The 21,260-nt window shown below is 52.2% G+C and carries 18 protein-coding genes; 7 read left to right on the forward strand and 11 right to left on the reverse strand.

All coding sequences use genetic code 11. From position 1 onward, the window contains the following. The first annotated feature begins 70 nt into the window (after positions 1 to 70). Positions 71 to 2,959: a two-component system sensor histidine kinase RcsC gene (rcsC, locus tag BS640_RS14140; RefSeq protein WP_026110517.1), complete on the forward strand. Its 2,889-nt coding sequence runs from the start codon at positions 71 to 73 to the stop codon at positions 2,957 to 2,959. Positions 2,960 to 3,028: 69 nt separating this feature from the next. On the opposite strand, the gene rcsB is transcribed toward rcsC, so the two are convergent. The 4 genes from rcsB to BS640_RS14160 all read right to left on the reverse strand — a co-directional run bounded on the left by rcsB (position 3,029) and on the right by BS640_RS14160 (position 9,807). Continuing rightward, positions 3,029 to 3,679: a response regulator transcription factor RcsB gene (gene rcsB / locus BS640_RS14145; RefSeq protein ID WP_084912794.1), complete on the reverse strand. Its 651-nt coding sequence runs from the start codon at positions 3,677 to 3,679 to the stop codon at positions 3,029 to 3,031. Between the two features lie 4 nt (positions 3,680 to 3,683). Then, positions 3,684 to 6,431, reverse strand: a complete 2,748-nt coding sequence (gene rcsD / locus BS640_RS14150; RefSeq protein WP_017491797.1) for a phosphotransferase RcsD — start codon at positions 6,429 to 6,431, stop codon at positions 3,684 to 3,686. Between the two features lie 21 nt (positions 6,432 to 6,452). Beyond that, positions 6,453 to 7,619 carry an MFS transporter gene (locus BS640_RS14155; RefSeq protein WP_139802818.1) on the reverse strand — a complete coding sequence of 389 codons (1,167 nt, stop codon included), beginning with the start codon at positions 7,617 to 7,619 and terminating at the stop codon, positions 6,453 to 6,455. Between the two features lie 160 nt (positions 7,620 to 7,779). Continuing rightward, positions 7,780 to 9,807 carry a DUF4034 domain-containing protein gene (locus BS640_RS14160; protein ID WP_017491799.1) on the reverse strand — a complete coding sequence of 676 codons (2,028 nt, stop codon included), beginning with the start codon at positions 9,805 to 9,807 and terminating at the stop codon, positions 7,780 to 7,782. A 740-nt stretch (positions 9,808 to 10,547) separates the two neighbouring features. On the opposite strand from BS640_RS14160, the gene ompC reads away from it, so the two are divergent. Further along, positions 10,548 to 11,648, forward strand: coding sequence for a porin OmpC (gene ompC / locus BS640_RS14165; protein WP_017491800.1), 1,101 nt, complete (start codon positions 10,548 to 10,550; stop codon positions 11,646 to 11,648). Between the two features lie 79 nt (positions 11,649 to 11,727). On the opposite strand, the gene BS640_RS14170 is transcribed toward ompC, so the two are convergent. Then, positions 11,728 to 12,321 carry a TetR/AcrR family transcriptional regulator gene (locus BS640_RS14170; protein WP_017491801.1) on the reverse strand — a complete coding sequence of 198 codons (594 nt, stop codon included), beginning with the start codon at positions 12,319 to 12,321 and terminating at the stop codon, positions 11,728 to 11,730. Positions 12,322 to 12,458: 137 nt separating this feature from the next. Between BS640_RS14170 and BS640_RS14175 the strand changes: the two genes are divergently transcribed. Next, a complete protein-coding gene (locus tag BS640_RS14175) occupies positions 12,459 to 12,944 on the forward strand; it encodes a nuclear transport factor 2 family protein (protein WP_420916432.1) in 486 nt (161 codons plus the stop codon). On the opposite strand, the gene BS640_RS14180 is transcribed toward BS640_RS14175, so the two are convergent. The 4 genes from BS640_RS14180 to BS640_RS14195 form a co-directional block, all read right to left on the reverse strand. Then, a complete protein-coding gene (locus BS640_RS14180; RefSeq protein ID WP_026110520.1) occupies positions 12,945 to 13,331 on the reverse strand; it encodes a helix-turn-helix domain-containing protein in 387 nt (128 codons plus the stop codon). Between the two features lie 473 nt (positions 13,332 to 13,804). Further along, positions 13,805 to 15,577 carry a penicillin-binding transpeptidase domain-containing protein gene (locus tag BS640_RS14185; RefSeq protein ID WP_051040067.1) on the reverse strand — a complete coding sequence of 591 codons (1,773 nt, stop codon included), beginning with the start codon at positions 15,575 to 15,577 and terminating at the stop codon, positions 13,805 to 13,807. A gap of 111 nt (positions 15,578 to 15,688) precedes the next feature. Continuing rightward, positions 15,689 to 15,931, reverse strand: a complete 243-nt coding sequence (locus BS640_RS14190) for a DinI family protein (RefSeq protein ID WP_017491806.1) — start codon at positions 15,929 to 15,931, stop codon at positions 15,689 to 15,691. A gap of 191 nt (positions 15,932 to 16,122) precedes the next feature. Continuing rightward, positions 16,123 to 16,461 (reverse strand): hypothetical protein, encoded by a 339-nt coding sequence (locus tag BS640_RS14195; protein WP_017491807.1) that lies wholly within the window; start codon positions 16,459 to 16,461, stop codon positions 16,123 to 16,125. Positions 16,462 to 16,621: 160 nt separating this feature from the next. Here BS640_RS14195 and BS640_RS14200 point away from each other — a divergent pair, with 160 nt between their 5' ends. Next, on the forward strand, positions 16,622 to 16,783 hold the full coding sequence (locus tag BS640_RS14200; RefSeq protein ID WP_017491808.1) for a YqaE/Pmp3 family membrane protein: 162 nt from the start codon (positions 16,622 to 16,624) through the stop codon (positions 16,781 to 16,783). 106 nt (positions 16,784 to 16,889) lie between these two features. After that, positions 16,890 to 17,426: a cytochrome b561 gene (cybB, locus tag BS640_RS14205; RefSeq protein WP_017491809.1), complete on the forward strand. Its 537-nt coding sequence runs from the start codon at positions 16,890 to 16,892 to the stop codon at positions 17,424 to 17,426. A gap of 47 nt (positions 17,427 to 17,473) precedes the next feature. Here cybB and BS640_RS14210 read toward each other — a convergent pair whose 3' ends face one another. Both BS640_RS14210 and BS640_RS14215 read right to left on the reverse strand, forming a co-directional pair. Further along, on the reverse strand, positions 17,474 to 18,298 hold the full coding sequence (locus tag BS640_RS14210; RefSeq protein ID WP_017491810.1) for an alpha/beta fold hydrolase: 825 nt from the start codon (positions 18,296 to 18,298) through the stop codon (positions 17,474 to 17,476). Positions 18,299 to 18,487: 189 nt separating this feature from the next. Then, complete coding sequence (locus BS640_RS14215) at positions 18,488 to 19,267, reverse strand: DUF3750 domain-containing protein (protein WP_017491811.1); 780 nt, start codon at positions 19,265 to 19,267, stop codon at positions 18,488 to 18,490. 185 nt (positions 19,268 to 19,452) lie between these two features. Here BS640_RS14215 and BS640_RS14220 point away from each other — a divergent pair, with 185 nt between their 5' ends. After that, complete coding sequence (locus tag BS640_RS14220) at positions 19,453 to 20,724, forward strand: acid phosphatase (RefSeq protein ID WP_084912795.1); 1,272 nt, start codon at positions 19,453 to 19,455, stop codon at positions 20,722 to 20,724. Between the two features lie 107 nt (positions 20,725 to 20,831). Further along, positions 20,832 to 21,260, forward strand: a complete 429-nt coding sequence (locus BS640_RS14225) for a GFA family protein (protein ID WP_084912796.1) — start codon at positions 20,832 to 20,834, stop codon at positions 21,258 to 21,260.

Below are 21,260 nucleotides of genomic sequence, written 5' to 3' on the forward strand. Positions count from 1 at the left end.
AAAGGGCATAATATGGGTTACATATTGTGCCCTTTTCCTTTTCATTTTACGTTTCAGCAATGGTAACCGCTTGAAGTATTTAACCTCGTTCAGAACGGCATTGAGAATTTCCCGTTACCTCTTCAGGGTACTGGCTATCATGCTTTGGTCGCTCGGCGCACTGCTGACGACATTTTATGTGCTGAATATTTTCCACAATAAAGAGTCGGAAATTCGCGAAGAGGACAACCTCAACTACAACCAGGCGCAAACCTACATTAAAAATACCGCCGAAGTGGTTCGTAGCGTGAGGTCGATGGCTGAAAAGCGCCTCGGTGATTCGATTAACGGCCTCGACTTAATCAATGGCGTGTTGAGCACCAAGAATGTTATTCCGAGCTATCACGCGCTGTTCCCTGAATCCAACTGTTCGCAACTGACCGACAGCAAACGCAACTCGCTGGCGTCGCTGGGTAATACAATTAACTACTGGAAGGACAACTTCTCCGATAATTACTCCCTCAAGCGGGTGTTCTACATTAACGGGGAGAATCTCTGTCTGGTTGATTTCGGTGTCATGGACAGCGCGACGCCGATTGAACGAGAAAACGGTCTCAAAACCCTGCACGATAAACTGATCAAATACCGCAACAGCAAGAGCCAGGACAAGCAGAAAAGCCAATACTGGGTTGAGGCGGGAAATAACAAAGAGCAGGGTAACCTGTACGTGCTGACGCCAATCTACGTCGGTAACAAGCTCGAGGCTCTGATGGGCGTGCAGCAGACGCTGCGTCTGGAAGATTTCACCGTCTCCAGCTCCTCGCATACTGGCGTAACGCTGCTCGACAGCGAAGGCGTGCCGCTGCTGAGTTTCCTTGAGGGAGACCGCTATACGTCGATCCTCGACAATTATCCGACCGGCCAAAGTTATTTCGGCTACATGAACGGCTATAACGATCTGATTTATAAGAAACCGTTGCCACCCTCCGGGCTGAGCGTGGTCTATTCTTTGCCGTTCAAAACGGTGATCGAACGCTTTAAGCTGCTGATTCTTAATGCTGTTGTGCTTAACGTTTTCTCGGCATTGCTGTTGTTCGTGCTGGCCTGGCTGTTTGAGCGAAAAATGTTCCTGCCCGCAGAAGAGAACGCTTTCCGCCTCGAGGAACACGAGCAGTTCAACCATAAAATCGTCGCTTCTGCGCCGGTGGGTATCTCAATTTTGCGCATCAGCGATGGGGTCAACATCCTCAGTAACGAACTGGCGCACAACTACATCAGCATGCTGACGCACGAAGACCGCCAGCGCATCACGCGCATCATCTGCGACCAACAGACGCGCTTCGTGGACATCATCACGCGTGACAACAACAACATACAGCTCAGCTTTGTGCATTCCCGTTATCGCAACGAGGACGTAGCAATCTGTGTACTGATTGACGTCAGCGCTCGCGTGAAGATGGAAGAGTCGCTGCACGAGATGGCCAATGCCGCAGAGCAGGCGAGCCAGTCGAAGTCGATGTTCCTGGCAACCGTTAGCCACGAGCTGCGCACCCCGCTGTACGGCATTATCGGTAACCTCGATCTGCTGCAAACGCAAGGGCTGCCGCAGGGCGTTGACCGACTGGTCACGGCGATGAATAACTCGTCGGCGCTGCTGCTGAAGATCATCAGCGATATTCTCGATTTCTCGAAAATAGAATCCGAGCAGCTAAAAATCGAGCCGCAGGAATTCTCCTGCCGCGAAGTTATCACTCACATTGCAGGCAACTATCTGCCGCTGGTGGTGAAGAAGCACCTCGGGCTGTACTGCTTCATCGAGCACAACGTGCCTGAGATTTTTGTCGGTGATCCGGTACGTTTGCAGCAGGTGTTGTCGAACATCCTCAACAATGCTATCAAGTTTACCGATACCGGCTGCATCGTGCTGCACGCGCGCACCTGCGGCAACTATCTGGAGTTTATGATTCGCGATACCGGCGTGGGGATCCCAACCAAAGAGATCACCCGCCTGTTCGATCCCTTCTTCCAGGTCGGAAGTGGGGTACAGCGTCATTTCCAGGGCACCGGACTGGGGCTGGCTATCTGTGAAAAGCTGATTAACCTGATGGATGGCGATATCTCCGTTGATTCGGAACCGGGGCTCGGCAGCGCCTTTACCGTGCGACTGCCAATCTACGGCGAAGTCCATCCTGCGCCACCGCCGCTAGCGTTCTGGGCCGGTAAACGTCTGTGGGTGAATATCCGCAACGGCTATCTCGAAAGCTATTTGATGCAGCTGCTGCATCACCACGGTGCCAACGTTCAGCGCTGGAATGCGGAAGACGAAACCCTCGCCGAAGACATATTGATAGTCGATACGCCGCTCATTCACCGTGGCGCGCTCTGTGCACAAATCGAGTTTTCCATCGACCACATCGGGCCACCGCAGGAAAGCAGCCCGGGTTACTGGATCCACAGTACCTCTACGCCGCTGGAGATCACGCTGTTGTTGAACCGCATTTATCAGCTGAATGAGGTTAACGAGAATAATATCGCGTTGCTGCCAGAGGTCGTCGAGTCACAGGATAACGGTGATATCACGCTGCTGGTGGTCGATGACCATCCAATTAACCGCCGCCTGCTGGCCGACCAGCTCGGGTCCATGGGATACATCGTCGTGACCGCCAACGACGGCCTGGACGCGCTCGAGGCGATGAAGGTTCATCCGGTCGATATCGTGCTTAGCGACGTGAACATGCCAAAACTCGACGGCTATGGTTTAACCAAGCGCCTGCGTGAGTTGGAGTTTATGCTGCCGGTTATCGGGGTTACCGCCAATGCGCTGGCGGAGCAGAAGCAGCTCTGTCTCGAAGCGGGCATGGACAACTGTCTGTCCAAACCGGTGACGCTCGACCAACTGCGCAAAACGCTGAGCTATTACAGCCAGCAGGTGCGCAGGAAACGCGTCAGCGGGCAGGGCGCCAGGCCGTTATCATCCTGAATTCAGAGCATAAAAAAAGGCACAATCTAGATTGTGCCTTTTTTCTTTTCTGGCCCACGGCGCTGAACGTTAGTCTTTATCAACCGGCGTAGAGCTGACTGAAGACAGATAGTTGAGCAGGGCGATGTCGTTCTCGACGCCCAGTTTCATCATCGCTGACTTCTTCTGGCTGCTGATGGTTTTGATGCTGCGGTTCAGCTTGCGGGCAATCTCGGTCACCAGGAAACCTTCGGCGAACAGGCGCAGAACTTCACTCTCTTTTGGAGAGAGGCGCTTGTCACCGTAACCGTTGGCGCTTATCTTCTCCAGCAGTTTGGAAACGCTGTCCGGCGTGAACTTCTTGCCTTTTTGCAGCGCGGCCAGTGCCTTAGGCAGGTCGGTAGGTGCACCCTGTTTCAACACAATCCCTTCGATATCCAGGTCGAGCTCGGAGCTCAGGATAGCCGGGTTGTTGTTCATGGTCAGCACGATAATAGACAGCTGTGGGTAGTGGCGCTTGATGTATTTGATTAGCGTAATGCCGTCACCGTATTTGTCACCTGGCATAGACAGGTCGGTTATCAGCACGTGTGCATCAAGTTTGCTCAGGCTATTGATAAGCGTGGTAGAGTCCTCGAACTCGCCTACTACGTTTACCCACTCAATTTGTTCAAGGGACTTACGGATCCCAAATAAGACGATAGGATGGTCGTCGGCAATAATTACGTTCATATTGTTCATGTGATTAGCTACCTTGCTGCAGCAGTCTGGAGACAAAAGAATCAATCTGATTAATATTGTCTGAGATCATCAACACTTCGCCTTCGGCGAGATGCTGTTCTAATTTTTCACACAGTTGCTTCCCCGGTGTAAGGTTCAGCATGGCGAACACTCCCTTAAGCCGATGAGCTGTCTGGGAAAGCGATGTAAAATCACGACGTTGATTTTCATTATACAGTTTCTCTATATCTTCCGGTACTGTATCAACGAAAAGGCCGTAATAGTCGCTGGTATGCAGCTGTTTAACATAGGCTTCGATTTCGTCGTCGCCGGTACCGGAATCTGAATCACCGTTAGTTGAATCGGCACTGCTATTCTGCTGTGAAAGCGCGATTTCATTTTCCGCCTCTTCCAGCAGCTGCTGTTCAATTAACAGTAAGGTTGCGTCTATCAGCGCACTGCCGATGTTGAAGTTGACGCGTATATAGCGTTTTTCGAGAGCCTGGAAGCCAATCTCGTCACTGGTTAGCAACAGCGTATAGTGGTCACAGTGTTGGGCGTTATCGGTTAATAATACATCGTAATCCCGTGTTGGCTGGCGCTCGTCGGCGACGATACAAATCGCACCGTAGGCGCTCATGATGCGGGTAACGATGCCGCGAACCTCATCCGCCGTGATGTCGAGCAGCACAGTTACGTCGTCCAGCAGCCTTTCGTCCGCCGCCTCGACCTCAGTATCCACCGCTTCAAGCGTTTGTTTGATTCGCACCGTATAACGGGTGCCGATATCGATTTTGCTGCGTATCTCGAGCTGACCGCCGAGCTTCTTGCACAGCTGATTACACAGGTAAAAATTAAGCCCCGAACCGTGATTAAACCGGTCTACCAGCGTTTGGCTGAGGAACGGATAATTGAGGTTGCTCAACTCCTCTTTCGACAGGCCGCTGCCGGTGTCGGTAATGTGGAAAATCAGCTGGTCCGGCTGCTGCGGATCCCGTTCGCTGGTCAGCGTAATTTTGCCAAGCGAGGTAGCCACGATGGCATAATCGAGCAATAGCGCGAGGATCTTCTTCACCGCATTCGGATCGCCGACGTAGCTGTCGAGCGGATCCATCTCGAAATGGTTCAGCAGCATCAGGCCTTTCTGGTTAATTTTAGGCAGTGCGTCGAGCAGCAGCTCGTCCATCAGCGCGGCCAGCGAATAGCGTTGTTGAACCGGCTGCCAGTCCTGCGTTTCGAGACGGGTCAGCAGGGTAATATTATCAACCAGCGTGAGGACGTCCTTGGACTCGCCGAGCAGCGTTTTCTCCAGCTTGCTGCGGTCTTCGACCGGTGGGTTGCTGTTCAACTGTTCAGCCAGCGCGTGCAGTTCGAGCAGCGGCTGATTGAGTTCGATGCCCAGGTTGTGCAGCATCAGCTTGCGTGCCTGCAGATTCTTTTCATGCTCGCGGCGCGCCTGTTGCAGCGTCTTGTTGACCATCGCCTCTTTGTCTTGGTCATGCATCATGAACAGGTAAGTGTCTGGCGCTATTTGGCTGCGCACCATGCGAATTTCATACACTTCATTGTTGACCGTCGCCTGAATCACGCCGTGATGTTCTTCGGCCATATTGGCGATTTTGTCGAGGCTAAGATGCGGCAACAGCTGTTCAGCAATCTTGTTGCTGACCACCACGCTGTGGCTGCTGAAATTATAGATAAGCAGACCGACGGAGAGGTTAGAGATTATCTCATGGTTCAGCGCCTGCTGGGTGTGCAACTGGTGGGCCATGTTCTCGCTCGGGCGGATATATTTATGGCGAATCAGATAGATACCGGCCATCGCCATGCCGAGCAGGATCAGGTTGATGAGGATCAGCCAGAAGTTGTTGCGGGTGAGATCAATCGCCAGTGAAAGCACCGGAATGCTGTAAGTCAGGTTCAGCGGCGAGTTGCTCAACGGCGTGCTGAGGTTAATTGATCCGCCTTGCAGCGTAATCGTGCTGCCCGCGTTTGGATCCTGAGGTGCGTCGCCTTCGTTGACCGTGTCGTTGTTATTGGTCAGTTGAAAATTGTCTCGGGCCATGCTCTGCGGCACGAGATCGCTCATCGGCAGATCGAATGCAATCACCGTCGCAAGATTGCCGGGGTTGTTAAAGGTGGTGCGCAGCGAGAAGAAATAGTCGCTGGAGTTACGCGATTTGCGCAGGCTGGAATAGCTCTCGCGCTCGTCGAGCGTATTGGCCTGTTGCAGCATCTCTGCGCGGCGCGCCTGCATCCCGGCGTAGAAATAGTTCTCTTTGAGACGCGAGTCCTGCTGTTGCAGCGGCTGCGTGGTAATGAACATCAGGCTGTTGTCCTGACCGTTCAGATAATACATCGAGTAGGGCTGATTTTTCGCCCCCCACTGATCGTCAAGAAAGCCGGAGATTTTTAGCGTCAGGTCGAGCGTGGCGGCGTCATGAGTGCCGTAAATCAGCGCATCGGTTTTTTTGTGCGGCTTGTTAATGAAGAACATATCCTGACGCAGCTTCACTTCCTGCACGTTGGCCGGGATCTGCGCCAGTGGCTGACCGGTGTAGTTATCGTAAATGCGATAGGTCAGATAGCGATAGTGGTCGATACGCTTTTGCAGGCGATCGCCGGTGTATTGCAGCGTTCTCAGCTTATCGTTGAGATACGCATTGGTGTAGTTATAGCCATAGAGGCCAAGCCCCATTGCCAGCAGCAGAATGAAGATCCAAAAAAATCGCGTAATATTGGTCGAAGTCAGCGATAAATATTTACTTGGCATGGTGGTGACGCTTTTCCTTGTTTAGCGAGTCACGGCGCGTGCGCTGGCGGAAACCAGCAGCATCAGGACCGCGACACAGCTCAATGCAATCGACAGATTACTCAATTGTGCAATAAACCCGACCAGTGCCGGGCCGGCCAGTATCCCGGCGTATCCCAATGTCGTCACCGACGCAATGGCGAGGTTGGCAGGCATGCTGGTTTGATTACCGGCGGCACTAAACATAATCGGCACCAAATTCGAGGCACCCAGGCCGACCATGATAAAACCGGCTGCTACAGCATACAGGCTATCTACGCCTACAGACAGAAGCAGTCCTGCGCAGGCTATCAGGCTGCCGAAAAGCAGGACTTTAAAACGACCAAAATAGTTGATGACCTTGTCACCGGTGAGACGCCCGAGGGTCATCGCGATGGCAAAGACGGTATATCCCAGACCGGCGTTGTGTGGATCCACGCTCCGCTCGGTGATGAGAAACAGTGCGCTCCAGTCGAGCATCGCGCCTTCGGTCAGGAACATCACGAAACACAGTAACCCGAGGAAGATCACCCAGCCTCGTGGCATCACTAGCATCGGATCGCCTTGCTTACTTTTGGTGTCGTGCCACAGGTGTTTGCTGATGCCAAGCAAAGACAGTAACACCACGGCAATGACCGCGATGCTGGCAAGAAACGGCGTCAGCGCCAGGGAGAGCAGGCCGCTGACCGCCAGCGCGCCGAGAATACACCCTATGCTGAAGAAGCCGTGAAAACCTGACATCATCGCGCGCCCGCTGGCTTTCTCGACCACCACTGCGTGAACGTTCATCGCTACGTCGACCATGCCAATCGACATGCCGAAGATGATCAGTACCAGCGCCATGCCGAGAGTCGTGTCCATCAACGTCAGTAAAGGCAAGTCGAGGCACAGTACGATAGTGGCGAGCAAAATCACCGTCTTACAGCCCAGTTTTCCGGTCAGGAAGCCGGTTAGCGGCATGGAAAAGGTGGAACCGGCACCGATACACAGCAGCAGCAGGCCCAGCGTGCCGTCGCTGATGTCGAGGCGAATTTTTACGAAGGGGACCAGCGGCGCCCAGGCGGACATCGCAAATCCTGAAAGCAGGAAGATAATTCGTGTCGCTATCTGCTGGGCTCTTCCAGGCTGAGCCTGAGCCCGTGAAAGGTCTATCATCGATTCTGCTGGCATGTAGTCGTCAATCCTTTCTTATAATTCTGTGAAATCCGTTTACAGGATATAACGAATACTTATCGATAAACCGCTATCTTTCAATAAAAAAAGCCAGTATGGGCTAAAACTGGCTGAGTATTGTAGCAGAAAGGCCGTGGGGCCGTTATTTCCTGTCGTCCTAATCTACATGCTGCGGCTCGTGTGAGGCGTCGGGCAGTTGAGGCGCGCTACTCTGGCGATAAGGTGCGGTGAAATCGACGCCTTCAACCTTACGTTTGTCCTGCCAGAGGCTCATGCGCGCGCGCAGCGACCCTTCGAGCTGGATAATGGCCTGACGCGCTACCTCGGATTCAGGATTCAACTCCAGTACGAAGTTCATCAACTGCCAGGCGATGTATTTGTTCTTTTTGGTGCCGACGCCCTGCATCCAGGCCATACCCAAGGTGTAGGCGGCTTCGAAACGTTCAGGGTGATTCTGCTGCGCGAGGATAGCTGGCAGTGAAACCTCAACCGCTTCACGCTTTTCAGCGTCAGAACCTAAATCGAGCGCACAGCTTGCGCGCCAGTAGTCGGCGGAAGGGTGGCCGGCTTCGCTGGCACGCTGATACCAATGCATCGCCTGCTGATAATCCACTTCGCCGCCGAGGCCTTCACGCAGGGCGTTGGCAGCGCTGAACATCGCCGGAACCAGGCCTGACCGCGCGGCGCTCAGCACACAGTCCAGCGCATTGCTGTCGTTGTGCAGGGATTCCGGGACGTCCTGATGCCAGGCGTTGCGATAAAAGAAGAACAGTTCATAGGTATGAAGCGCGCTGCCGCGACGCGCCATTTCTGTCATCAGGAAATGGGTCGCGTCGATATCATCATTAATCGCCATGTCGTGTGCCAGCACCAGCAGGTCTTTGCCGACCGACTCGGTGGTTTTTTGCTGCTGCATCAGTGACCAGGCGCAGTCCATTAGGCCGCTGCTTAATGACGTGTCGCACGGCAGGCCATAAAGACCGAACTGCACAGCGGCGGCGGCAAAGGCGGTCAATAGAGCATCATCGGCGCGGTTGATAGCGCGCACCAGCAGTGAAGTGAGTACTGGCATGCCGTCCTGTTCCTCGCTTGCCAGCACGGCGCGAGAAATAAAAAGTGCAGCGAATTTGCCGGGCATCGCCTGAGGTGAAACGGCGAACAGGTCTGCATACACCTGCAGTCCGGCACGATCGTCGTCCTGCCAGTAGGCGATGCAGGTACCGGCCAGATTGAGCAGCGCGATGCGGGTTGCAGGCTCTAGCGGCTGGTTGAGAAGCGCGGTCAGCCGCTGCTGGAGTTGTTCGGCGCGCGGCGAGTCGCGGTCGGCTATCTCGCCGCCGAGGGCATCCAGCAGCGCATTGGCGCGGAACTGGTTTCGCTCATCTTCGCTGAACTCGGCACACAGCGGGCCATCGATGATTTCGTTTTGTTGTTCGTCACTGCCGCCCCAGAAGGTTGAGTGGAACAGCAGATACGACTCCATGCTGCCCACGTCACTGTGACGCACTGACATGGCCATTCGCAGCCAGTAGTCTAACGCGTCTTCATCATTACGACGCGTCTGCTGCAATGCTGCGGGGAGCTGCTGCGGCCAATGGGTGGCCGGCGCAACGCCCATCGCATAAAGGTAGGCAGCGCCTTGCTCCCATACTGGGCTGTTTTGAATATTGAACTGTTCATGCAGGGGTTTTGGTTGTTGACCCGCAAACAGCGCGCGCAGCCAGTAAGGTTCACCAAATCCGCCGCTGAGGTTCATCATGTGACGAAATGCGTGCGTGGGGCGAGGGTGGCAGGCAATCGCTGAGAGGAATGACAGCACCGCATAGTCGCAGCACAGCTGCGCGCCGAGCCACTGCGCGTCTTCAACCTCGTGTTCCGGCCCATTTCCACGACGGATAACCCACGCCTGCTCGTGCCAGAACATGCCCATCAAACAGTGAGCGTGATAGCTACCGGGACACTGTTGCGCCCAGTCACGCAAGATCTCGAGACGCTGCGTCGCACTTTCATCCTTCGAAAACAGGGTATCGGGATGCATGACGAGACCATACGTGTTGTTGGCCTCGTTCTGATTTTGCCAACCGCGCATTTGTGACAACAGCCACTCGTCGAGTTTGAGGAAACGGCGGGTTGCCAGCAGCATCTGTGCCTTGGCGATGTTGTCGTGGTTGTCGGGTTGTTGCATGCGATTCCTTTGTGAGCTGGTCGAAAGTCGAAATGTGCCAGTGTAACGACCCTTGAAGTTCGCTACAGCGGGATTGCTCTTATAGTAACGGAATATGCAACCGCCTTCTTGCTTAACTTCTACTCCGTGAGAGGAAAATGATTCATTCGGACTGGCTCAATACAGGGGGGTATACCCTGGCATAGCAAAAGAAATAATCTGCAAGAAAAGGATTTAATTTCCGCCATGAAATAAAAGGTTATTGAAGAAATTATGTGCGGGGACGCAAAGATGTGTAAATAGGGGGATAGTGACGGGTTTGAATTACCGCACAAACGGCAAAAAAAAACCGGCCAAAAGGCCGGCTGTTGTTTCCAAATACAGGGGATAATGAAAGTAATAAATAACAAATAATGATGATAGCGAGAGACATTATATAGGATGGGTTTATTTTGGTTTATCACTTAGTGCGCTTTTTGTTTTGTGTATTTATTTGATTTTTAATGATTTTTTAATTAATTAACACTACGTGCTGTATTTTTTGCCTTTACATGATTGACAAAAGTTCCTGAAAATACATTTTATGTTACATTTATTTATTGTTATGAAACACTATCACTAATTCGGTATCATTTTCTTTCTGGATTAATATATTCCTTATCATGAGAATAGGTCTGCCTATCGAGCCTAACAATTTTTAAACATACGTAAACCTAAGAAACAGTGGCGGCGGCTCGATACCCTTTAATGAGGATAGACAAATGAAACTTCGCGTTCTTTCACTCCTGGTCCCAGCATTATTAATTGCAGGAACCGCGAGTGCGGCAGAAATCTACAATAAAGACGGAAATATTCTAGACCTGAACGGTAAAATCGATGCAGAACATTACTTCTCCAGTAATGATGGCGTTGATGGCGACCAGTCTTATCTGCGTTTCGGCTTCGACGGCCAAACCAAGATTAGCGATCAGCTTACCGGTTACGGTCAGTGGGAGTACCAGGCAGCGCTAAACACGGCGGAAGAACAAGGTACTGCCAACAGCTACACCCGTGTAGGTTTCGCCGGTCTTAAATTCGGCAATTGGGGTTCACTGGATTACGGCCGTAACTACGGCGTAATGTATGACATCGGTTCATGGACCGACGTACTGCCAGAGTTCGGTGGTGATACCTATACCGCTGACAACTTCATGGAGCAGCGCGCAAACGGTTTACTGACCTACCGTGACAATGATTTCTTCGGTCTGATTAAAGGCCTGAACATCGCGTTGCAGTATCAGGGGAAAAATGACAACCCGGGCGGCGAGTCTTCCGGTCGTTCAGCGCAGGCTGCTAACGGCGACGGCTATGGCATTTCCGCGACTTACGATCTGGGCATGGGCATCAGTGCAGCAGCGGCGTACAGCAGTTCTGATCGCACCAGCGATCAGAACGAGCTGGCTTACGGTCGCGGCGACAAGGCAACGGCGGCGAGCGGCGGTCTGAAATATGACGCAAACAACGTCTACCTGGCGGCGATGTACACCCACACTGAAAACCTGACTCGTATCGGTTCCGAAGATAACGACATCGACGGTTTCGCCAACAAGGCTGACAACTTCGAAGCCGTGGCCCAGTACCAGTTCGACAGCGGTTTGCGTCCATCACTGGCATATCTGCAGTCACGCGGTAAAGACATGGGTAACTTCGGTACTCAAGACATCGAAAAATATATCGATATCGGTACTTACTACTACTTCAACAAAAACATGTCTACCTTCGTGGATTATAAAGTTAACCTGCTGCACGATAACGACTTCACCGAAGCTGCCGGTATCAATACCGACAACATCGTGGCTGTAGGCCTGGTTTACCAGTTCTAACCACTTCCTGATACAGACACAGATAAGAAAAAACGCGGCCTCGGCTGCGTTTTTTTGTGGGCGCAGGGTGAGTTAAGGGTCAGTCGTTTGTCATCCGCGCGCTGAGGAGCAGGGTCAACATTTTCTGCACAAGCTGCGTTGCCTGCGTTGCCTCATTTTCCATTTGCGCTTTTATGATTGCGCCATCAATCAAGAGTGCCACGCTCTCCGCTGTCTGATTTTTATCTGAGAACGCCTTAAAATAATCGGCAATCACCTCTGCCATCTCTTTCTTGTGCGCGACAGAAAGCTTGAGCACTTCCGGCAGCGCATCGCCATATTCCAGACTGCTGTTAATGAATGCACAACCGCGAAAATCCTCTCGCTCGAACCAGGCTTGCAGGGTAGCGGCCAATGCAGCAGGAAGGGGCATGCCTGTGTCTGAATGTTCGCGTAATGCCTGACTAAACCAGCTTATCCAGCGCTGGTGGCGGTACTGCAAAAACGCCAGTATCAGTGCATCCTTACTCGGATAATGACGGTAGAACGTCACTTTGGTGACTCCAGCTTCCCTGATGATTGAATCAATGCCGGTTGCACGAATGCCGTCACGATAGAAAAGATCGTGGGCGGTGTGAAGAATGCGTTCGCGTGCGGCGGGCTGTGCAACGTTAGGCGAAGACCGGGTATTCATGAAATATCCTGTGGTGAGCTGATGATGGATATTTTACACATGTAGACAACTCTGTCTACATGCGCTAGTGTGATTGGTGTAGACAGACTTGTCTACATGCATCTCAATCTTTTACCTTGATTAACCGTGAGGCAATGATGGCTGAAAATACCCCCCTGACTCTGAAAAAACCGCTGCCACCTTTCACTCGAGAAAGCGCCGCTGAGAAAGTTCGACTTGCTGAGGATGCCTGGAACAGCCGTGACCCGCAGCGGGTCAGCCAGGTTTATTCGGCCGATACCCAGTGGCGCAACCGCAGCGAATTCGTCACCGGCCAGCAGAACGTGGTGGCATTTTTAGAGCGCAAGTGGGCGAAAGAACTCAATTATAGGTTAATCAAGGAGTTATGGGCTTTTGACGGAGAGCGTATCGCAGTGCGTTTCGCCTATGAGTGGCATGACGATTCCGGTAACTGGTTCCGGAGTTTCGGCAACGAAAATTGGGCGTTCAACCCACAGGGATTAATGTATGCACGCTATGCCTGCATCAATGATTTGCCGATTAAGGCCTCTGAGCGAAAATTCCATTGGCTGCTCGGGCGTCGACCCGACGATCATCCGGGTCTTAGCGAGTTAGGTTTTTAATCAGGCCGATTTCTGATGAATGATGTGCAGCGGGGGAGCGACATCGAGTTTGACGTCGGGGTTTTGCCGGAACTCGTAGGGCGTGATGTTAAAGCGCTTGCGGAACATGTAGGTAAAGTGCGACTGCGAGCCAAAACCAAAATCCATCGCGATATCGAAAATCGATGAATCACTGCTGCTCAGCTGATAAACCGCACTGGCCAGACGACGCTCACGAATATATTTGCCGAGGGAGATACCGGTCGACTCTTTGAACAGTTTCTGCATGTGCCAAAGCGAGTAGCCGGAATATTCTGCCAGCTCCTCAAGATGGATAACTCGCCCCAAATGGCCTTCGATCCATTTGCTGAGTGCGCAGACGATAGAGAGGTGGATATCTTGTGCCATAGCTCGTCAATGATTAGTTACGTTAAGATGATTATACACAAATTCGCCGCGCAGGCGGAGCGGGCAGAGTAGTCATAACGTGTGGTATTAGGCAATTCGACGGCTGGATGAGGAAAAATCACTCGTTTGTCATTACCTTAGCAGGATCCAATGGATGATGCGGGCGATGGCATCGTCCAATACCACAATGCCGACAAGGATTGCGATCACCATTAAAATAAAACGTTTACCGGTGGGCAAAATGCGTTCTCCTAATCCTTGCGGGCTTGGCAGTTAGCCCCACGGGCCATTGCCGTGCATGTTTAATGCAATGACAGCCAGGCAAACCGAGAGAAAAATAACGACAACAATTAAGAGCCTTTTCATACGGGTAGACACTTTTAAGCAGTGGAAAATAACACGGAAAGGTACAAAATTTGCCTGCACAAATCCAGTCACTCGGCGTTAAAAACTGACTTTTTTACCGCTTTTCTTTACTGCGGCGCGAGCGCGCTTTTTTCTTTTAACTTCACTGCCTTACTGGACGAAGCAACGGTTGTCGGCGGTGTTTCAGGGACTAAGGCATCTGGCGCAATGTTCATGTGGTTCAGAACCTGCCCCATTATCTCGCCGAAGATAGGACCCGCAACCGAACCACCGAAGTGTTTCCCGGCCTGTGGGTTATTGACCATCACCACCAGCGCTACGCGTGGGTTACTTGCTGGCGCAACGCCTGCCGTATAGTTGATGTAACCGCCGTCATATTTGCCCGATGGACCCATCTTTTCGGCCGTACCGGTTTTAATCGCTAAACGATAACCCGGAACGGCGGCACTCAGCCCAGAACCCCCCGGCAGGGCGTCACTTTCCATCATATGTACTACGGTTTCTACCACGTTTTTATCCATGACGCGGGTACCAAGCACCGGCGGCGTAACTTTGGTTATCGACAGTGGACGATAAATACCGAATGAACCGATAGTGGCATATTCGCGGGCAATTTGCAGCGGCGTTACGCGCAGACCGTAGCCAAAGGCGAAAGTGGCGCGTTCGATGTCAGCCCAGCGTTCGCGGTGCAGCGGGAAGTAACCGGCACTTTCACCACCCACACCGAGATCGGTGGGTTTGCCCAGACCAAAGGCGTGATATTGATCGACCAGAATCTGTGCAGGCATCGCCAACGCAATGTGCGATACGCCGATATCACTGGATTTTTGCAGTACGCCGGTGATAGTAAGCGCCGACTCGTGGCCTACGTCGCGAATAAGGTGGCCGTTAACCGTATAAGGACGGGTATCGAGCACTGTATCGGGTCTAATGATGTTGTGCGCGAGACCCGCCATCACCACTAAAGGTTTTACCGTCGAACCTGGCTCGAAGCTGTCGCTAATTGCCACGTTACGCATGTCTTTGACGTCGGTGCCAGCATAGTTGTTCGGGTTAAACGAAGGGTAAGAGGCCATTCCCAGAATTTCGCCGGTGTTGACGTCGACCATCACCGCTGCCCCCGAGTCCGCCTGGTTCAGCATCACGCCTTTTCTCAGCGCGGCATACACCACGTACTGAATATAGCTGTCGATACTCAGGTTAACCGTCGGTGGTTGCTGCGGCGGCACGTCCTTAAGAATACCGATGACGTTACCCTGACCGTCCTGACGGAACTCACGCATACCAGGCTTGCCTTGCAGCAGACTGTTGAAACCACGTTCCAGTCCGGTCAGACCCTCGTTATCGGTACCGACTACGCCGACCAGGTTCGAGGCCGCCTCACTCATGGGATAATAGCGGCTGTCGTCGTGTTGCAGGATAACGCCGCCGAGGTGCAGTTCGCCGATGTCCTTCGCGATGCCCTGTTCAATTTTTCTCCCCAGGAAGACGAAGCGACGCTTAGGGTCACTGGTGATCATTTGCTGAAGCTGCGACAGCGGCATATCGAGCGCCGAGGCCAGATATTGCCACTTTGGACTGTTCAGATCGCTGTGCAGCTGTTCGATACGGTACGGGTCAGCGATGATGTCTTTAGACGCCACGCTGAGCGCAAGAGGGTGCCCGTTGCGATCGGCGATGGTGCCGCGATCGGCGGGAATAATTTGCGTGCGCAGTGAGCGTTGGTCGGCCTGACGCTCCAGCATCGGCCGATTAAGCAGCTGGAGATAACCTACGCGGGCCAGCAATAGCCCCATACAGCAGACGATTCCTAAGCAAATCAACGCGAAACGTTTAGAATAAAAATGGGGTTGAGCGCTGTTTTTCTTAGGATTTGGCATCGATTACTTCGCAAATTCGTTAAAATATTTTATCTTCTTTGGCTATCTTATAATAAGCCATCGCAGTGATATGTTTATTTCAATTGCGCTTTGTAAGTAAATAATAACGGCTTATTCATAAGAAAGCCATTCATCCGCTTCCTCAAACATCTCTTCAAGCATCTGATTCAACTGTGACTTTTCTTGTTTACTGACGCCGTGCGTGCTGAGACCATTGGCCTGCATCGCTTTGACCTTAATTTCCGCGTCGGGAAACATTCTGTGAACCCGCTTGGTGAGCTCCCGGGTAATTTTTTCACCGGCATCTGGTATTGCCGCTACATTCCTTTTGTCATAACTCAGTTCAACCCGCATGGCTCACTCTCTATCAATTTTTTGTCATTCGATTTATCGCCGTTCTATTTATTAAAGGGGGGTCTTAAAATAAATAGCGGGAGGCGATCGGCATAAATGCCAGGGTAATTTGGCTGTATAAATATACAGCGAAAAGTAAGGTGAGCCAAGCTGTTCTTCCGAAACAAATTGTTATCAAGCGAAACCCGATGTCAGGAGGCATCACGTTTGCCGAAAAAACCGATCAGCCGCCAAATGCCGTGCACCAGAAACCCCAGCAGGGCGGCGGCGATACCGGTGCGGGTTAGCGTGGCGGCGAACATCAGTTCGGGAGGAATTTCACCCGCTGGGCGATTTGCCGAGAATCCAGGATGTTCGGGAAAAGCGAGAAAATAGATGAAAGACAAACTGCCGATGCCAATCAGGAAGCTGCAAAGAAGCCAATAGGCCTTTTTCAACCCTTTGGCACGTACCGTGATGCTCATCGTCGTGCCAAACATTATCACGATAAAAATTATCGCGAGGATCAGCATTATCACGTCCTGCTTCATTACCTGTCTCCCCAGAGTTGGCCACTGCCAGCCTCATCATTGCATAATCAAATACTAATCTCCCTGGTTTCGCGACGCAATCGGTAACCAAGAGAACTCTTATTGTGTACATGTTTCTATTTCGATAGGGTTAGGTATCAAAAACGAAAAGGAGAGCACCATGGGATTTTGGAGAATTCTGTTTACCATCATTTTACCTCCGCTGGGTGTTTTAATCGGCAAAGGATTTGGATGGGCGTTTATTATTAATATCATTCTGACTATTTGCGGATATTTCCCGGGACTTATTCACGGCTTCTGGGTTCAGACCAAAAAATCTTAATCACCCTCCGCAATCTGGCTCACGGATTGCGGTTTCTTTCTTGCCTTAATGTGCGCTTAATCTCTTGAAGATACGCTGACTTCAGCATCTTTCTTGAGACACTTACATGCGCGTTAAATACAGTCCTATACAGATTGCCATTCATTGGCTTGTTTTCCTGCTTGTTGTTGCTACCTATGCCACCATTGAGCTCAAAGGCTTTATTCCAAAAAGTTTACCTCAGCATGCGCTATTAACCGTCCTGCATTACAGCTTTGGTGCCAGCGTATTATTAATGATGAGCACGCGTGTGTTCGTAAGGCTCATGTATGTTACGCCGGGAATTACCCCTAAACCGCCACACTGGCAGGACATTGCCGCGCATATCATGCACGGCATCATTTATATCTTCTTTATTGTGGTGCCGATCATGGGAATACTTTCGATGTATTTTAAAGGCACCGAGTGGGCTCTTTTTGGCGTGAAGATGCCGGTAACTTACGATCCGAATTTACTGTTATCCAAAAAGATAAAGTCTATTCACGAGCTTATTGCCAACACAGGCTATTATCTGATTGGATTGCACGCCGCGGCTGCGTTATTCCATCACTATTATCTTAAAGATAATACCTTGCTGCGGATGATGCCGGGTAAAAGGCTGTAAGAGCGCGCGCCCCTTTACAGGTCATAAAGGGGCGGGTAAATGCCGTATTAATAAACCGTTTTGAGGAAGGCCAGCAGGTCTTCGTTCAGTTTGTCCTGATGCGTGAGGGCGAAGCCGTGCGGTGCGCCTTCGTAGGTTTTCAGCTGCGAGTGACTGATAATCTCTGCCGAGAGCTTGCCGGTTAACTCGAAGGGAACGATTTGGTCTTTGGTGCCGTGAATAATGAGTGTCGGTACATCAACCTTGGCCAGATCGCCCCGGAAATCCGTCACCTGAAATGCAGTCACACAGTCGATGGTGCTTTTCAGCGAGGCTAAAAGCGCGATGTTCAAGGTCTGGGTCAACGCACCTTCCGATACGCTCATTCCCTCATTGATGCCATAGAATGGCGTTGAAAAATCGCTGATAAACTGCGCGCGATCCTTACGTACTCCGTCTCTGATACCCTCAAATACTGATTTTTCAACGCCGCCAGGATAGTCATCCGTCTTGCCGAATATTGGCGTGACGGCACCGAGTAACACCAGCGCGCTGATGCGGTCAGTACCGTAATTGCCGATATAGCGCGACACGTCACCGCCCCCCATCGAGAACCCGACCAGCGTGACGTCTTCGAGGTCAAGATGCTCAATTAACCCGCGAATATCCGAGGCGAAAGTATCATAATCATTGCCGTTCCAGGGCTGGTCAGAGCGTCCGAAGCCGCGGCGGTCGAACGCGATGGTGCGATAGCCGTGCTCGGCCAGAAAATTGAGCTGACTGTCCCACATGTCTGCGTCCAGCGGCCAACCGTGGCTGAATAAAATAGGTTTTCCTGCGCCCCAGTCTTTGTAATAGATATTGGTACCGTCTTGCGCCTTGAATGAACTCATGAGGACCCCTTATTCATCAGATTGTTGAGGATGGTAAATACAATGATGTGGTGCTGTCGGACAGGGGCAGTCGTGCGCCCGAGTAAAGGGCCATGAATTGGCCCGAAGTAGAATTATAGACCTCAAAATCGAGATTGCGATTCTGAATCTTGGCGGTGACTTTTAAGCAACATCGGTTCTGAGAATCTCTCAGCCCTTATTGGGCACCGTCGTTGTATTCCCGTCACCTACGCTGCCGATAAAGGGTAAACGTAGCGCGGGAGGCGCGATATTGACGCCCAGGTTCAGCCCCAGAACGTTAATTTCGATCCCTTCCTGCGCACCTATGTTGAGTCCCAAAAGTCCCAACAGTGAAATCTGAACGCCTTTCCCCGAAGGCGGCAATCCCACCGGATGCGTCAGCGGACGATAGTCCTTACCGATGGCGTTCGAGGGCATATCCAGCTGTAAAGCCGGAACGTCACGGCCAATATGGGCAATAAAGGTGTTGCTGTTTGGACCCGGCCAAGCGTGATAGGTCTGTGGATACGGATAACTTTTGATAGCCGCCTCAATCTGCGGGATCATTGCCTCGGCCTGCGGTCCACGATGATCGACCAGAATATGGGGTTTGGCACCAAACCAGTAGCCGTCTGGAATGGCGTAGTTGCGGCGTACAACGTCGTCGCTACGCCAGCCAATCACGTCATAGCGGGTGAACTGGGTCTCTCCGGCTCTTTTGAATATTATCCAGGTATGCACTGCGAACAGCCCGCGCCAGCCGTAGGTTTTAGCGGCATAAACCTCAACAATCGCCGTATCGGCAAACTTGAGCGGATCGGGCGCAAGATTGGACGAATCGCGGCGCGCCGTTGACCAGCTTTGCGTCACGGGAGCTTCCGAGGTCTGCGACGCTCTGGCATAGCTATATCCAAATGATAAAAGCAGGACAACGATATAACCGAGACTAAACCATTTAAGGTAATTCATAGTTTCTCACTTCTGTCGCGCTTGATGATTAACCAACCTAATCGATATAAATACCCGGGGCAAGGGGGCAGAGGCGGGAAGACACGCCCACAGTGGCTAAAAATTTTTTCTGCAATAAAACTGTCATCCTGCGGTGCTAGCGTTGTGCATTAACAGGGTAATAGTTTGATTATAAGGGAAAGTTAATGAAAATTCGGTTAACGCTTATCGCGGCCACGCTGCTGTTGGCGCAGCAGGCGCAGGCAGTCTCACTTCCGCAGGCCGCCGCACTGGCAAACGGGACTTCTCCGGCTTCCGCCAGTCAGGCTTTTGACGCACTGGAGGCGCAGTCCTTACAGGCAGAAATCAATGCGCTGAAGGGGGGGGCAGCGACGCTGACCCGGGGTCAGTTGGATAAAGCCTCGCAGAATGACACCCAGTCTGACAAGGCGTGGCTGAAGGCCAGCGGCTATGATTTCCAGACTAAGGCCAATCAGCAGGCGGGGATTGAGCTGTTATCCGGATTCAGTAAGCTGCCAGACTCCACCCTACAGGCAAGCCTACAGACCGTCACCGCGATTAACTGCGATGCAACTCAGGGCGTCCGTCACCAGGCGCTGGCTGACGCCGAAGGCATTAGCTACCTCTATTTCCTCGCCGATGCAATGGGGCCACGTCTCGGCAAGGCTTTCCTGACCGCCTACGACAAGGGTGAAATCGGCAAGGCCGCAGCGTTGATTAAGGCGAGCGAAGTCAGCACCAGTGCGGCTAAAAAGCACTTTAACTATTCGCGCCCGTTTCTGATTAAAGGCAACACTATACATCTGGTGCCGGATGATACGGTGGTGAAAGACAACCAACCTTACACCGCCGACGGGGGGTCATTCCCGAGTGGACACACCAATACCGGCTACACCGATGCGTTGCTAATGGCGCAGATGATCCCTGAGCGTTACGACTCGCTGGTGGAGCGGGGCGCGCGCTACGGCTATTCGCGCATCGTTTTGGGCGTGCATTATCCGCTTGATATCATGGGTTCGCGTATGGTGACGCAGCGTAATGTCGCGCACTATCTTAACGATCCGCGCTACGTGACGCTGTTTAATGAAGCGAAGGATCAACTGCGTGCTGCGCTTGAGAAAGAGTGTGGTACTACGCTGGCCGAATGTGCGAAAACCGTCGGGCATGATGACCCGTACCGCTCGCCAGACATGAAGCAGTTTTATCGCTTTACCATGAGCTATGGTCTAGCGAAGCAGCAGGGTGCGTCACAGCCCCTGAGCGTGCCGGCCGGTGCCGAAGTCCTGCTACAGTCTGCCTTACCCCACCTTTCGGCTGAGAAACGCCGTCAGTTGATGGTCAAAACGGCCTTGCCGGCAGGCTATCCGCTTTCTGGAAACACGCCAGAGCAGGCTTTCTGGCAACGTCTCGATCTCCCGGCGGCCTACGCGCTCGGCAAGTCTGAACGAACTCACTAAACTCATTTTTGTCGCAAAAAGGCTGCCGGGTGCGGCCTTTTTTATTTGCCAAACAGCCTGAAAAATATGACATATTCTTCTTATTAAACCAATCGAGGATAAGAAGTATGCTTTCAGGAAGCTGTTTGTGCGGTGAGGTAACGTTCTCCCTCGCGGTAAGCCCAAAATTCTTTTACCGCTGCCACTGCTCGCTGTGCCGTAAACAGAGTGGTATAGGACATAACCTGGCAACCCTTGTCAGAGCCGCTGATTTCAGTTGGCAGTCGGGGGAGGAGGCAATAGCAAGCTGGATTAAACCGACAGGATACAGAAACGATTTCTGCAAACCGTGCGGTTCCAGCGTGCCTAATCTTCTGCGAAACCTTCCCTATATCTGGCTGCCGCTGGGTTTACTGGACGACGCCATTAGCCCGCTCTGTATTGGCGATTACTGCGCTGACGATGCTATGCCGTGGGACGACATTCCGGCAGAGACGCGTCACGCGCAGGCAACAGAAAGCGTGAGGGCGCTGCTGGACAAGCTGGAAGTGCCATAA

This window comes from Rouxiella badensis, from assembly GCF_002093665.1.
GTDB classification, from domain to species: domain Bacteria; phylum Pseudomonadota; class Gammaproteobacteria; order Enterobacterales; family Enterobacteriaceae; genus Rouxiella; species Rouxiella badensis.

Bases quoted from the DNA above. Each gene is read 5' to 3' on its own strand.
- rcsB (WP_084912794.1), bottom strand. From the start codon at position 3,679: ATGAACAATATGAACGTAATTATTGCCGACGACCATCCTATCGTCTTA.
- rcsD (WP_017491797.1), bottom strand. From the start codon at position 6,431: ATGCCAAGTAAATATTTATCGCTGACTTCGACCAATATTACGCGATTT.
- BS640_RS14155 (WP_139802818.1), bottom strand. From the start codon at position 7,619: ATGCCAGCAGAATCGATGATAGACCTTTCACGGGCTCAGGCTCAGCCT.
- BS640_RS14160 (WP_017491799.1), bottom strand. From the start codon at position 9,807: ATGCAACAACCCGACAACCACGACAACATCGCCAAGGCACAGATGCTG.
- ompC (WP_017491800.1), top strand. From the start codon at position 10,548: ATGAAACTTCGCGTTCTTTCACTCCTGGTCCCAGCATTATTAATTGCA.
- BS640_RS14170 (WP_017491801.1), bottom strand. From the start codon at position 12,321: ATGAATACCCGGTCTTCGCCTAACGTTGCACAGCCCGCCGCACGCGAA.
- BS640_RS14175 (WP_420916432.1), top strand. From the start codon at position 12,459: ATGGCTGAAAATACCCCCCTGACTCTGAAAAAACCGCTGCCACCTTTC.
- BS640_RS14180 (WP_026110520.1), bottom strand. From the start codon at position 13,331: ATGGCACAAGATATCCACCTCTCTATCGTCTGCGCACTCAGCAAATGG.
- BS640_RS14185 (WP_051040067.1), bottom strand. From the start codon at position 15,577: ATGCCAAATCCTAAGAAAAACAGCGCTCAACCCCATTTTTATTCTAAA.
- BS640_RS14190 (WP_017491806.1), bottom strand. From the start codon at position 15,931: ATGCGGGTTGAACTGAGTTATGACAAAAGGAATGTAGCGGCAATACCA.
- BS640_RS14195 (WP_017491807.1), bottom strand. From the start codon at position 16,461: ATGAAGCAGGACGTGATAATGCTGATCCTCGCGATAATTTTTATCGTG.
- BS640_RS14200 (WP_017491808.1), top strand. From the start codon at position 16,622: ATGGGATTTTGGAGAATTCTGTTTACCATCATTTTACCTCCGCTGGGT.
- cybB (WP_017491809.1), top strand. From the start codon at position 16,890: ATGCGCGTTAAATACAGTCCTATACAGATTGCCATTCATTGGCTTGTT.
- BS640_RS14210 (WP_017491810.1), bottom strand. From the start codon at position 18,298: ATGAGTTCATTCAAGGCGCAAGACGGTACCAATATCTATTACAAAGAC.
- BS640_RS14215 (WP_017491811.1), bottom strand. From the start codon at position 19,267: ATGAATTACCTTAAATGGTTTAGTCTCGGTTATATCGTTGTCCTGCTT.
- BS640_RS14220 (WP_084912795.1), top strand. From the start codon at position 19,453: ATGAAAATTCGGTTAACGCTTATCGCGGCCACGCTGCTGTTGGCGCAG.
- BS640_RS14225 (WP_084912796.1), top strand. From the start codon at position 20,832: ATGCTTTCAGGAAGCTGTTTGTGCGGTGAGGTAACGTTCTCCCTCGCG.